The following is a 12,777-nucleotide window of genomic DNA, read 5'->3' on the forward strand; positions in this document are numbered from 1 at the left end:
TTACCTACGGACAAATATTCAATAGTTCACACATAAACTGTTCGGCTCTAAACCATTGAGTTTCAAAGTGTGCAGTAAAGTTGTCTAGCGTTATCCAGATAATTAGCAGTCCCATTACCTGAGCAATGGAAAAACCAATGCTGAAAATGTTTAGCTGCGGTGCAGCTTTTGTCATTACACCAAAGGCCAAATTTACAATTAGCAGTGACACGATAGGCGCTAATGAGAGTGTAACAGCCGATATAAACATCCAGCCTCCCCAGTGCGCGATATCGCGGAACTGTTCACCTGTCCACCACGCCTCGCCGATAGGGAATGCCTGAAAGCTCATTACGATCATTTGGATCATAGACAGGTGGCCGTCTAGCGTCCAAAACAAGAGCGTAGCAAGTATCAGATAAAATTGCCCCACCGCAGGTACGTTAATACCGTTGACTGGGTCGACAATGGACGCAAAGCCCAATCCCGTCTGCATGGCAATGATCTGCCCTGCCAGCACGAAGGTGTTGAGCACCATCATAGATATAAAACCGATAGCGATGCCTATCAACAATTGCTGAATAACAATTAAAAAAGTGCCCACATCAACCAGGTTTTCTATCGGTGACGGGGGAACCACAGGCATGATAATCAGTGTGAGCATAATGCCTAACAAGGCTCTCACTTGGGGCGGAATAGACTTAGCACTCAATCCAATCATAGCCACGAATAACCCGCTAATGCGCATAAAGGGCAGCAGCATGTCAGCCAAAAATTGATTGATGGTGGCGAGTTCGACTTCCACTGTATTGACCTTCTATCCCACAACTTGCGGTATCATATCGGCCATTCTAAAAGTAAAGTCCATAAGCTGCTGTACCAGCCAATTGCCTCCCCAACTAAGCGCTAAAAGTGTAACAAGCAAACGAGGTAAGAAGCTCATGGTTTGTTCATTGATACTGGTTGCAGCCTGAAACACTGCTACCACTAGGCCAACAATCAAGCTTGGAACAATAACGGCGCATACCAAAACGATAACCATAAACATGGCTTCTCGCAGTATTTCTACAAAGACTTCTGGTGACATAAGCCCTCCTAGACGCCCATACCGAAACTGGTTGCCAACGTACCGAAAATAAGATTCCAGCCGTCCACAAGCACGAAGAGCATGAGTTTAAATGGCAGGGAAACAATCATTGGCGACAGCATCATCATACCCATCGCCATCAGGATAGAAGCCACAACCAAGTCGATGATGAGAAACGGAATAAACAACATAAAACCAATCTGAAAGGCGGTTTTAAGTTCGCTGGTCACAAACGCTGGAATAAGGATAGTGAGCGGTACTTCGTCGGTGTCGGCATACTTCCCTTCATCGCCTGCAATGCGCACAAAGGTCTCTAAATCTTTCACTCGTGTTTGCGAGAGCATGAAAGCACGCATAGGCCCTTTAGCTTGCTCGAGTGCGTCTAAACTAGTGAGCTGTTCGCTGAGGTAAGGCTGTAGCGCCCGTTCATTAACCTCTTCAAATACTGGCGCCATGATAAACATGGAAAGAAACAAACTCACGCCGATTAAAATTTGGTTTGACGGCGACTGTTGTAATCCAATCGCTTGGCGCAATATCGATAAAACGACGATGATACGCGTGAATGATGTCATCATCATTATGAACGCTGGAATTAAACTTAACGCTGTCATGATAAACAGCGCTTGGAGTGTCATTGAATAATCTTGCGTACCGTCTTGATTGGTTGTGACGGTAACCGCTGAAATACCTTGTTGCGCGAACACCGGCTCTGCAAACATAAGCAGTGGTAGCGCAAAGACAAGCCAAGTAAGCTTACGCATCTTTCGCCCCTTCCTTCGCATCATTCTTTTCTATATTAGGGTTAAGTTTTCCCGCCATCGCCTCAACTAACTTTTGTTTGAAAGCATCTGCGCCGTTTTGCTTTTCGCCACTTGTTCTGCCCAAGCCTTTAACAGATATGTCTAGGTTTTTATCAAGCTTGCTCAAGTGGGAAATGTTATGGCTGGTTATGCCGATAAGGTGCTGCTCATCACCCACCTGTATCACCATTATTTTTTCTTTTGTACCTACAACCATACTAGCTGCCACTTTCATTTGATTGCTACCCATGGCAGTGACATTAAACCGACGCATAACATAAGCCAGCGCGAAAATGACACCAACAACAACTAACAAAGAAAGAAAAATTGACAGTACTGATGTGGGGTTGGTAATGGATTGTGTCGACTGCGCGAAAGCTAGCTGACTAAATAGAAGGGGCAGCATTGCGCAACCCCTTATTTTATAAGAAGTTTTATCTAAGCTTCTTGATTCTCTCAATTTGACTAATAACATCCGTTAATCGAATACCGAATTTGTCGTTGACCACTACTACTTCACCATGAGCAATCAACGTGCCATTAACTAATACATCTAGTGGCTCACCGGCAACACGATCCAGCTCCACCACAGAACCCTGGTTCAACTGTAGCAGATTTCGGATACTTATTTGACTACGACCGACTTCCATCGAAATAGTCACAGGAATATCGAGAATGGTATCTAACTTTTTCTTTTCTTCTTGCGTGATTGGCGCGTCGTCAGTTAGCTCGTCAAGCTCGGCCACCTGCACATCTTCATTATCGCCAGCTTCTTGTTCCGCTTCAGATTCGGCTTGCTCGGCCATCGCCGCAGCCCAATCGTCCATACCGTCTTCACTCATGGGAACTCCCCTTTACCTTACAGGTCTTCTTCGAGTACTTGCAGTTCTGCGTCATTATCAATAATGCGCCCACCGCGGGTTAATAACTGTAGCTCAGACTTCACTGAAGTCGGTCTTGCAATCTTTTCTACGATTTTCAGCGCTAAATTATCTCTGCTTCGACCTAACTTAGCTCTGAATGTGGGTAGATCTTCAATTAATACTGTGATGGTTTCTGGCATTTCCACAGGGATAATATCCCCAGGTTTAAACTCCATCACGTCGCGAAGGGGCACATCAACATCCAGCATATGGGTAGTGAGCGCCACCTTAACATCCATAATTTCGTCGCGAAGGGCTTTACTCCATCGCAAGTCCGTATCTTCCTTGTCGCTTTGAACACCCGCATCAAGCAGTTCGCGAATGGGCTCTAACATTGAGTATGGCAACGATACATGGAAGTCTCCACCACCGCCGTCTAACTCAATGTGGAATGAGCTGATCACTACCACCTCAGTTGGACTCACAATGTTTGCCATCGCAGGGTTCACTTCTGAGTCTAGGTACTCAAACGACACGTCCATAACCGGCGCCCATGCCTCTTTATAATCTTCGAAGATTATTTTCAGCAGCATCTGAATAATTCGACGCTCTGTAGGCGTAAACTCTCGACCTTCAATTTTTGCATGGTATCGACCATCGCCGCCAAAGAAGTTGTCCACCAAAATGAAAACCAAACGGGCTTCCATAGTGATAAGCCCTGTGCCTTTGAGAGGGCGGAAACGCACCATATTCAAGCTGGTCGGAACAAATAACGTATGAATGTATTCGCCGAACTTAATCATTTGAATACCGTTAATCGATACTTCGGCGGAACGACGCATCATATTAAACAGGCTTACCCGCATGTGGCGCGCAAAGCGTTCATTCACAATTTCAAGCGTAGGCATGCGCCCACGCACAATTCTGTCTTGTGAGGAGAAGTCGTACTCGAGCGTAGACGCATCAGAGTCGCTATCGCCGACCTCATCCTCATCTACATCATCTACCCCGTGTAACAGGGCATCGATTTCATCTTGAGATAATAAATCACTCACCGTCTTCTACCTTACAAAGTCATTGCATTACTGCATGACAAAACCAGTAAACAATACGCGTTCGACAACATCGTTACCCGTAATGTCTTTCATTGCTTTTTGCACTTCACTTACTGCCTGCTCGCGAAGCTCAATTTTCCCTGCTTCTGTTACCAGGTCATCCGCATTCGAAGTGCTAAAAGCCTGCAACAACGTACCCTCTATGAGAGGAATGTGCGTTTTTGCCAGTTCCTCATTGTCAGAACCGCGCACTAAAAGCTGTACTTTTATTTGAACCAATCTGTCTCTGCCAGAACCGGGTACGTTAAAAACGAAAGGTCGCGGCATGGCCACGTACAATGCGGTTCCCATTTCGGCATTTCCTGCTGCTGGCGCACTCGCTGCTTGTGCGGCAGCAGCATCAGCTTCGGCTAATTGCTCTGCGGCTGGCTCATCACCACCTGCAAACAATAAGAAATAGGCAGCAGCCCCACCTCCAACAAGAACGACGGCTATGATGATAATCAGCATCATCTTGCCTTTCTTTTTACCGCCTTCTTCTACTTGTAACTCTTCATCAGCCATGTGCAACTCATCAGTAATTCTAGGAAAAAACGTATTATCAAGGTTCCGCCAAAAATGGCAATGCCATTATGAGTGAATGCCTTCGTCTATCAAACTCTGCCCGCAATACTTGGCGTACAACATTGAGTCAACGGCCCTTTTATCTTTAAACAAGAATGCTTGGCAACGAAATCCTTTTATCTCGATAGATTCAAATAAATGCATCCACCGGCGGTACGGTCAAACATAGCAGCACTGGTATATTCCCACCATTCAACCTATTGCTAAAAATGCCTAGGTTTAGCTACTTAGGCATAAAAATCGATACCGCCTTTTGCTGCCCGAGTAACTGACTGCTCAATCACGCGTCCATTCTCGATCTCATCTAACTCGTCATTACCGTTACGATTTCCGTCGCTACGTCTATCATTCCGGTTATCTGCAAGTTGCTGGCCATTTTCGTTACCAGACGAATTATCTTTTCTCACCTGGGCGTCACCCAACTCTATGCCCTGCTCAGAGAGCATATCCCGGAGCTTAGGCATCGCCTCAGCTAATGCCTCCTTTGCCTGCTGTGACTGAACGATAAAACTGACGCTCGCCGCGTCACCCGACACATTTACACGAACCTGCATACTGCCAAGCTCAGGTGGGTCTAAACGGATTTCAGCCATGGTATTTCTGGCGTTAACCATCCAGCGGATTTTTTCATTAAGCTGCTGCTGACCTTCAGGCTTATGAATATTGACGGCTTTATCAAAACCCTCAAACTGCTGCTGAGATTTTGACGCTTCAGCTCTAAGCTGGTTGTTCTCATGCATAACAGTGTCAGTTTGCCCAAGCATGCTGGCAAAAGCCTGTTGAGCGCTTGCTTGGGTTTGGTTCATTAGATTAAGAAATTGAGTGGCTTGGCTATCCACTCGAGCCGTCATTGAAGCGATTACATCGTTACTTACTGCAGCCTCTTTCGCTGCATCGGCTATGATAGCTGACAAATCAATGCCAGGCTCTCTGCCTTGCTGCACTTGCTGCTGAAATTCGTTAATGCCAGCGATAATGTTTGCCTTCACACTCTGTTGTTGTGAACCACTTGGCATGCCCGCCACTACGCGTTCAGCAAATGCTTCCGTTGCTTTCTGGGCGCTTTGTGGCGATAGTTCACTGATAGCGGTTAGCAGGTCTTTTGGCATTGCCTCAAAAAGTTCGCCATTGGCTAATTGCCCTTGAGCACCAATCCCGTTAGCGTTGAGACCCACGTCAGATGACCTTGCATTATTGGCGTTCGTCGCGTTAGCACTAACTCCTTCAGTTTTTACTGACACCGTTGCCGCTGTCAATTCAGCGAGCAGAGCTTCCGCTTGTGAAGAGGCCTCCTCTGAAGACATTTCCTGCATTTCTTTAAGTTCATCAGAAAGCAGGCTTAACACGAGGGATTCGTCGGCCAACGCTTTGCCGTCAGCGATCATACTGCTAGCGTTTTCCGACTGTCCATTAGGTCCATTAGGTCCATTAGGTCCATTAGGTCCATTAGGTCCATTAGGTCCATTAGCGACTTTAGCCTCTTCACTACGGTTTTGTTCAACAACTTCAGTGCTTTCGTTTTGCATTAGCTTTGCAATAAGCGATGAAAGTTCGTTTTCACTCTCAGCAGTCGCTTCTGATTTAGCATTAATTTCTGAGAGAACGTTCGCAAGCTCAGCGTTAGCTTCAGTATCTCCCCCTCTATGTTTACTTTCAGCATCAGCATCAAGCAAAAGCGACGTTAAAGCGCTAAGCGTTTGTTTTGCTTCAGTCGTAAGAGATTCAATAGAGATTTCACCATCACTGCTGCCGTTGTTAAGCTGAGATAGTAAATGTGCCATTATTGAAGGGGCATCGCTGATATTAACATCATCAGGAAGTTTCCAAAGTTTGCCGCTTTCTTTCACAGAAAGGACATTCACTGCCTCATCAACTGCTGCAGAGATTTCATTGTTGGATTTAGTATTCGATGCATTTTCGGATTGCTCGCTATTGCCAAAACGGTTGGCTACTGTCTCTACATAGGCAACCCAGTCTGGCTCTCCTTCTTCTTTGTTAGGTTTCCCATCTGGTGTGCCAGGAGTAGTGATAACACCCGCTTCGGCGTCTTTTTTACCACCTTCCCCAACAATAAACTGCGCATCGATTACGCTTATTTGCTCTACGCTACCTTGAGTGCCATCAACTGCTAGATATCCATTTTCTTCATCATCGGTGGTGCGCTGCGCTTTTGCTGACTCTGTGTCTACTGCAATCTCACTTGAACCTACTGGAGCGTTTACTTGTTTTGTCACTGCCTCTGAGTCGGCAGGTATGTCCGTAACATTCTTTTCAACGGGAAGGTCGGTGTGACCTGCATCACGATCTTTACCATTTTTCATCATTTCAATAGATGCTTGAGAGGCCGCGGAGGTGCCGCCTGAACGGCTTGCCACCCGAGATTGGGAGCCCATGGACTCTTTCTCATTTAGAACAAAGTCTGGTTTGCTCGATTTTGCATCTTGATAGAGTCGATTGAACGCCTCGTTATTACTGCTATTGGCGTCTTGTTGCATACCAATCTCAGTTCTCACCGCCTTTGCGGTGTCAGAAGCAGCAAAAGGCAATGCGGCAATGTCTGTTTTTTGTGCGGCAACTTGTTGCATAATGTCCTACCGTCCTACACTTAATTCGACTTCATCAAAGAAGGCATTAATTTCATGTGATTTCATCGTATCAATTGTTATAGTCTCTACAACAAACCAGAATCACAAAACTCCCAACACTCATCTATTTTACAAACACTTAATTTGCTAATAGCGACACATCAACCCTTCCATAGCGCATTATTTATCATAATAATTTCTAGGCACATTGTTCGTTCGCGGTACATGTCACATTTTTCTACTACAAAAAAATCAGAGGCCTAAGACGCTTCGTATATGAGCTCGTTGGATCATTCTTAAAGGGTTCTGCAAGGGGCGAGCCAAACTTACTTAAAGGGAGACTATTTTTTAGAAAGGAGACCGTTTGGCACGAAAAAAGCGCTGAGCGGCAAACTCATCCATCATGGCCTGTTCGGCTTTGGCTTCTTTTTTCTGTTCAGCAATTTTTTTCTTATCTAATAATAGCGTGACAGCTTTAACCTTTTGCTGCTGCTTTAACCACATTTGCTTACGCTGGTCTGCGGCCATTTGCGCACGAGCAATCACTTGCATTTGCTGCTCACACGCTTTATCCAATTTCCCAACAAAAGATAAATGCTGCTGATAATACGTGGCGGTAACACCTGCCTGACCGGTTTGTTGAATACCTTTGACATAGTCGATGCGGTATTGCTCAAGACTGGTTAACTTTTGCTTTTGCAGATTAACGTTTTGCTGAGCCTGTTTAAAATAACGGGCTTCTCTCTGTTCTTTCTCTCGTTCAAATTCAGCTAAACGCTCTAATTGTTTAGACATTGTAGAGCCCATCAGTTAGGGATTCTGAGCACATGCGCATCGCTCGTCGAGCGTGTCTTACTGTAATGCTCATCACCCTTGCCCCAATCCTTTAGCAAGAGCAGCCATGCCTTCTAAGCTTTCGTCGTAAGGTATTACTTGCTTCATTCCTTGCTGCAATAACGCATTAATTGCAGGTTCTGCACGAATAGCTAAATCAATACGCGGGTCTGAGCCTTTAGCGTACGCGCCTATCGCTATGAGATCCTGATTTTGCTTGTAGTTGGAATAAACTTGTCGAATTCGACGAGCCATTAGCTGATGCTCTTCACTGACCACCATCGGCATAACACGACTGATAGACGCTTCAATATCGATAGCAGGATAGTGTCCACTATCGGCAAGCGTGCGAGACAAGACCACATGGCCATCTAAGATTGCCCTTGCTGCATCGGCAATGGGATCTTGCAAATCATCACCTTCGGTCAAAACAGTGTAGAAAGCCGTTATCGAACCCTGTCGCTCGCTGCCATTGCCCGCCCTTTCAACTAAAGCAGGAAGTCGAGCAAACACTGAAGGCGGGTATCCTTTGGTCGCTGGTGGCTCACCGACCGCGAGTGCAATCTCACGCTGGGCCATGGCATAGCGCGTAAGCGAGTCGATAAGTAGCAGTACGTTCATGCCCTTATCACGGAAATACTCAGCAATCGTCACCGCGGTTTCGCAACCTTTTAATCGCATTAACGGCGACGTGTCGGCGGGTGCAGCGACCACCACCGCACGCTTGCGCTCTTCTTCGGTAAGTATTTCGTGAATAAATTCTTTTACTTCTCGACCACGTTCACCAACAAGACCAACGACCACCACATCGGCTTCACAGCCTCGGGTCATCATGCCTAACAGCACACTTTTACCCACGCCACTGCCAGCGAAAAGCCCCATGCGCTGACCAACACCAACCGTATTCAATGCATTTATTGCGCGCACACCAACGTCCATAGGGGTATTAATTGGGCGACGAATGAGAGGGTTCATTGGAGGACGTGTGGTTGGCGCTCTGGCCTCAGCATCAATTTCGCCAAGCCCGTCGAGAGGCTGGCCATTACCGTCTACGACTCGCCCTAATAAGCCCATTCCTACTGGCAAGCCGCTTTGGCGATTTAACGGCATGACGCGACTTCCAGGCACAATGCCCCGGACAGCTTCAGTCGGCATAAGATAGGTAATATCATCACCAAAGCCAACGACTTCAGCCTCTATCTCACCCTCAATGGTTTGAACCAAACACTGACTTCCCACTGGCAACTGACAGCCAACGGCCTCAAGCGTCAAGCCAATACCTCTTACGAGCTTACCGGCAGCAACTACAGGCGGTGAGGTAACCTGCTTGGTTAACGATTCAAAATGATTGTGCCAAGGGCTAGTCATCGGACAGCCCTTGGTTTAATAAAAATTTATCTATGACATCGCGGCAGCGACGTTCGATTGACACATCAACGGCATTTTGAGTGGTAGTGATGTCACATCCACCGCGCTCCATAGCTGGCGCTTCAACAAGGCTCCAGCCTTTATTAGCCACTTCTTCATCGCCAAAATGGGACTTAACCAGCTCAATGTCTTCAGGGTTCATGTGAATCTGATAGCTGGCTTGATTGATAGGCAAGGCTTTGATTCCCTCACTCAACGCTTGAAGAATGACTTGTTGATTGGTACTGACTTCTGTCTTTATTACAGCTTTAGCAAGGGTAACCGCTAGTTTAACGAGCTGGTCCCGTGTGGTGTCGTTAGCCTGAGAAAGCGGTTCATGCAATTTTTCAGCGAGCATTTGCCACACTTCTGCCTGCGTAGCCATTTGCTGACGCCCCTCGTCTAATCCCTGCTCTAGCCCCTCTGCATATCCTTGCTCTTTTCCTTCTGATAAACCAGCTTCAAGCCCTTCGCTCTTGCCTTCTTTAAAGCCATTTTCTTTGCCTTGCTGATATCCTTCATCATAAGCAGCTTGTCTGATAGCTTCGATTTCTTCAGCAGTAGGAGGTTTTATTTCCTCCTCGATTTCTGGAGGCTCGTATTTCCAATCTGAACGTTTGTTAAGTGCGTTAGTGGGCTCGTTTTCCCTTGTTGAAGCAGGATCTTCAACAAAGGGTAAATCCCATTTTTTGGCCTCGTTAATCTCATTTTCGCTGAAACTTTTGTTACCGGTCATATGTTTACCTAGACGAGATGGCTCAGGGTGTTAGAAGCTATTCCAGTAGTTAACTACAGGAACTCTTCACCACCGCCGCCACCAAGCATAATTTCACCTGAGTCAGAAAGTCGACGGGCAACAGAGAGAATTTCTTTTTGTGCCGTTTCAACTTCACTAATGCGCACTGGGCCAAGCGCTTCCAAATCATCAGCAAGCATTTCAGCGGCGCGTTTAGACATGTTCCGCATAATTTTATCTTTAAGCTCTTCGTCGGCGCCTTTAATTGCCTTAAGCAGCGCGTCTTGCTGAACTTCTCGCAGAATGGCTTGAATACCTTTGTCGTCGACATCGACCAAGTTGTCGAATACGAACATAAGGTCTTGAATTTGCTGACTCATCTCTTCGTCTTGCTCGCGGATAGCATCCATGAGCTGACCTTCTATCGCCGTATCGAGATAGTTCATGATGTTCGCCGCTGACTTCAAGCCGCCCATTTTGGCTGCTTGCGTTCCGGCTTGACCTGCAAACTGCTTCTCCATGATCTCGTTGAGCTCTTGTAGCGCCGCTGGCTGAACTTCTTCGAGGTTAGCAATACGCATCAAGAGGTCCAATCTAACTTTTTCTGGGAACTGCGCCAAAATTTCCGCGCTCTGCTCCGGCTCTAAGTACGACAATACGATAGTTTGAATCTGCGGGTGCTCGTTGCGAATTATGCTGGCCACCTGCTTAGAGTCCATCCACTTAAGTGAATCTAGACCTTTAGCGCCGCTACCCATGAGGATTTGGTCGATTAGATTCGCTGCTTTATCTTCACCTAAAGCTGCAGTAAGCGCTCGCTTCACAAAGTCTTGGCTCTGGAAGCCTATCGTGCTGTAATTCTGAATTTCTTCAATAAAGTGTTTGTGAACTGACGTAATTTTGGTTTGTGTCATGTCGTCCACTTTGGCCATTTCAGCACCCAGTTTTTGAACCTGTTTAGGCTCTAAGTGCTTTAAAATTTGTGCCGCGTCTTCTTCAGATAGGCTCAGCAGTAAGATAGCCGCTTTTTCGACACCTTCTAATTTACTGACGTCATACGACGGCTCTGAAACATTGGCAAGTTCTTCAGCCATAATCTTATCTCACTACTCGTCTTGCATTAACCAGCCCTTCACTACTTGGGCTGATAATTCAGGTTCATTAGCCACTAGGGCGCGCACTGCTTTAAGTACATCTTCATCTTTATGGAGGTCTGGTAACATTAACGAGCCGTCAGGCGCGAAGCCAACCTGCCCCTCATCGAAGTCTGACGTTAGCATGCTAATAGTGTCATCGCCTAAATCAAGACCTTCATCAGCATCAAACTCATCGGCCTCGTTAGACTCGTCAGGATTGATTAGACGACGCAGCATTGGGCGTATTACAAAGATGATAAGCACTATTATAACCAAGCCACCAACAACTAGCTTAAGAATGGGTAGAAATCCTGGCTGCTCCCAAAGAGGTAAATCCTCAATTTCCCCTGCGTCCATGCGAGTAAACGGAACACTGACCACTTCTAGCGAATCACCGCGGGTGACGTCGAATCCAATACCACCTTGCAACAGCCTGCGAATGTTCAGAAGCTCTTCCTGTTTACGCGGCGTTGGTGTCATAGCGCCGTCTTCACCAGCGACTTGAGTATAGTCGACGGCTACAGACACACTAAGTCTTCTAATAACGCCCGTTTGCTTTTTCGTATGGCTAATGGTGGTATCAAGCTCGTAATTACGGGTTGACTCTTTTGCGGTACGACCCGGCATGGTTTGCTGATTACCACCGCCAGCGTTCTCGGGAATATTAGAATCGAGAGGAGGTTGGTTTGATAGCGCGCCTGGTATGCCGCCAACGCCGCCACCTACGCTATTCTCTTCCATTATCATTTCGCTTCGAACAGCGGGAAGGTCTGGATTATAGCTACGCTGTGTTTGTTCAATGGCGGTAAAGTCCATTGCAACATCGGCTTGAGCGGTATAATTACCAATACCAAGAACAGGGATTAATATTGCATCAATTTTTTCTAAGTATTCTTGCTCGCGCTGGCGCTCAATTTCATACTCTTTTCGAGCACGTGAGCTTAATGAGTCTTGTGAACCAGAGTTAAGCAAACGGCCATTACTGTCTGTGACCGTTACTTTCGATGGCTCCATGTTTTGCACGGCAGACGCCACGATATCAACAACAGCGTCCACTTCTTCACCCGCAATAACGGCACCGCGCTTTGCCGTTAAAACAACCGTGGCCGACGCTTTCTTTTCTCTGCGCGCAAATACATTTTCTTTTGGCATCGCCAAGAGAACACGTGCTTTTTGAATACTGGCGATATCTTCGATAGTAGCGGCAATTTGTTGTTCTCGCGCGTGCTTCAGACGCTCCATTTCAACGCGTTGACTGACTCCAAATCCCATGTCCTGCATGATGATATCGGTACCAGCATCAGATGTTTTTGTTAACCCTTGGCGGGTCATACCCAAACGAATATTTTGAAATTCATCGCTTTTTACGTAAACAATGTTTCCTTCAAGCTTGTATTCGATTTGGTTTGCGTCCATGTAATCCAGAGTTTCGATAAGCTCCTGGGTTTCCATTTTCGCAAGGGGGCGATAATCTGGCTCTTGAGACCAAATAAGAATAAAAATAGCAATGGCCACACAGATAACGAGTACAACGACCAATGCCATTTGACGCATCATGTCAGCACTGCCTAACGTATCCATAAAGCCAGATTTATTTTCCGGCTCGTTGTCTACCGTTTGATTTTGATCAGGAACCGTTAGGTTTGTACCTGTTGCTTCAGCCATAAC

Annotated in this window: 13 protein-coding genes; all 13 read right to left on the reverse strand. The window is 46.4% G+C overall.

Annotation, left to right across the window (positions count from 1 at the left end; translation table 11 throughout):
* Positions 1 to 4: 4 nt before the first annotated feature.
* The 13 genes from fliR to fliF all read right to left on the reverse strand — a co-directional run bounded on the left by fliR (position 5) and on the right by fliF (position 12,774).
* Entirely contained in the window at positions 5 to 784 is a 780-nt protein-coding gene (fliR, locus tag JC525_RS01265; protein WP_198813573.1) for a flagellar biosynthetic protein FliR, read from the reverse strand.
* Positions 785 to 796: 12 nt separating this feature from the next.
* On the reverse strand, positions 797 to 1,066 hold the full coding sequence (gene fliQ / locus JC525_RS01270; protein ID WP_198813575.1) for a flagellar biosynthesis protein FliQ: 270 nt from the start codon (positions 1,064 to 1,066) through the stop codon (positions 797 to 799).
* Positions 1,067 to 1,074: 8 nt separating this feature from the next.
* The gene (gene fliP, locus JC525_RS01275; RefSeq protein ID WP_198813584.1) at positions 1,075 to 1,830 is read right to left on the reverse strand and encodes a flagellar type III secretion system pore protein FliP; all 756 of its coding nucleotides are present in this window, start codon (positions 1,828 to 1,830) and stop codon (positions 1,075 to 1,077) included.
* Positions 1,823 to 2,275, reverse strand: coding sequence for a flagellar biosynthetic protein FliO (fliO, locus tag JC525_RS01280; RefSeq protein ID WP_198813586.1), 453 nt, complete (start codon positions 2,273 to 2,275; stop codon positions 1,823 to 1,825). The genes fliP and fliO overlap by 8 nt, the downstream gene beginning before the upstream one ends.
* A 28-nt stretch (positions 2,276 to 2,303) precedes the next feature.
* Entirely contained in the window at positions 2,304 to 2,711 is a 408-nt protein-coding gene (fliN, locus tag JC525_RS01285) for a flagellar motor switch protein FliN (RefSeq protein WP_014948639.1), read from the reverse strand.
* A 17-nt stretch (positions 2,712 to 2,728) separates the two neighbouring features.
* Positions 2,729 to 3,787 carry a flagellar motor switch protein FliM gene (fliM, locus tag JC525_RS01290; RefSeq protein WP_105930197.1) on the reverse strand — a complete coding sequence of 353 codons (1,059 nt, stop codon included), beginning with the start codon at positions 3,785 to 3,787 and terminating at the stop codon, positions 2,729 to 2,731.
* A 27-nt stretch (positions 3,788 to 3,814) separates the two neighbouring features.
* On the reverse strand, positions 3,815 to 4,351 hold the full coding sequence (fliL, locus tag JC525_RS01295) for a flagellar basal body-associated protein FliL (RefSeq protein ID WP_198813588.1): 537 nt from the start codon (positions 4,349 to 4,351) through the stop codon (positions 3,815 to 3,817).
* A gap of 287 nt (positions 4,352 to 4,638) precedes the next feature.
* The gene (locus JC525_RS01300) at positions 4,639 to 6,996 is read right to left on the reverse strand and encodes a flagellar hook-length control protein FliK (protein WP_198813590.1); all 2,358 of its coding nucleotides are present in this window, start codon (positions 6,994 to 6,996) and stop codon (positions 4,639 to 4,641) included.
* 348 nt (positions 6,997 to 7,344) lie between these two features.
* Positions 7,345 to 7,791, reverse strand: a complete 447-nt coding sequence (fliJ, locus tag JC525_RS01305) for a flagellar export protein FliJ (protein WP_198813592.1) — start codon at positions 7,789 to 7,791, stop codon at positions 7,345 to 7,347.
* A 72-nt stretch (positions 7,792 to 7,863) separates the two neighbouring features.
* Positions 7,864 to 9,198 carry a flagellar protein export ATPase FliI gene (gene fliI, locus JC525_RS01310; RefSeq protein ID WP_198813594.1) on the reverse strand — a complete coding sequence of 445 codons (1,335 nt, stop codon included), beginning with the start codon at positions 9,196 to 9,198 and terminating at the stop codon, positions 7,864 to 7,866.
* Positions 9,191 to 9,973, reverse strand: coding sequence for a flagellar assembly protein FliH (gene fliH, locus JC525_RS01315; RefSeq protein ID WP_198813596.1), 783 nt, complete (start codon positions 9,971 to 9,973; stop codon positions 9,191 to 9,193). The genes fliI and fliH overlap by 8 nt, the downstream gene beginning before the upstream one ends.
* Before the next feature lie 53 nt (positions 9,974 to 10,026).
* Positions 10,027 to 11,067, reverse strand: a complete 1,041-nt coding sequence (gene fliG / locus JC525_RS01320) for a flagellar motor switch protein FliG (protein WP_105930202.1) — start codon at positions 11,065 to 11,067, stop codon at positions 10,027 to 10,029.
* Between the two features lie 12 nt (positions 11,068 to 11,079).
* Positions 11,080 to 12,774, reverse strand: coding sequence for a flagellar basal-body MS-ring/collar protein FliF (fliF, locus tag JC525_RS01325; RefSeq protein ID WP_198813598.1), 1,695 nt, complete (start codon positions 12,772 to 12,774; stop codon positions 11,080 to 11,082).
* Positions 12,775 to 12,777: the final 3 nt, after the last annotated feature.

Source organism: Alteromonas sp. IB21 (genome assembly GCF_016405965.1).
Taxonomy (GTDB): domain Bacteria; phylum Pseudomonadota; class Gammaproteobacteria; order Enterobacterales; family Alteromonadaceae; genus Alteromonas.

Excerpts from the sequence above, each read along its gene's own strand:
- fliL (WP_198813588.1), bottom strand. The coding sequence starts at position 4,351 with ATGGCTGATGAAGAGTTACAAGTAGAAGAAGGCGGTAAAAAGAAAGGC.
- fliF (WP_198813598.1), bottom strand. The coding sequence starts at position 12,774 with ATGGCTGAAGCAACAGGTACAAACCTAACGGTTCCTGATCAAAATCAA.
- fliN (WP_014948639.1), bottom strand. The coding sequence starts at position 2,711 with ATGAGTGAAGACGGTATGGACGATTGGGCTGCGGCGATGGCCGAGCAA.
- fliP (WP_198813584.1), bottom strand. The coding sequence starts at position 1,830 with ATGCGTAAGCTTACTTGGCTTGTCTTTGCGCTACCACTGCTTATGTTT.
- fliO (WP_198813586.1), bottom strand. The coding sequence starts at position 2,275 with ATGCTGCCCCTTCTATTTAGTCAGCTAGCTTTCGCGCAGTCGACACAA.
- fliJ (WP_198813592.1), bottom strand. The coding sequence starts at position 7,791 with ATGTCTAAACAATTAGAGCGTTTAGCTGAATTTGAACGAGAGAAAGAA.
- fliQ (WP_198813575.1), bottom strand. The coding sequence starts at position 1,066 with ATGTCACCAGAAGTCTTTGTAGAAATACTGCGAGAAGCCATGTTTATG.
- fliI (WP_198813594.1), bottom strand. The coding sequence starts at position 9,198 with ATGACTAGCCCTTGGCACAATCATTTTGAATCGTTAACCAAGCAGGTT.
- fliH (WP_198813596.1), bottom strand. The coding sequence starts at position 9,973 with ATGACCGGTAACAAAAGTTTCAGCGAAAATGAGATTAACGAGGCCAAA.
- fliG (WP_105930202.1), bottom strand. The coding sequence starts at position 11,067 with ATGGCTGAAGAACTTGCCAATGTTTCAGAGCCGTCGTATGACGTCAGT.
- JC525_RS01300 (WP_198813590.1), bottom strand. The coding sequence starts at position 6,996 with ATGCAACAAGTTGCCGCACAAAAAACAGACATTGCCGCATTGCCTTTT.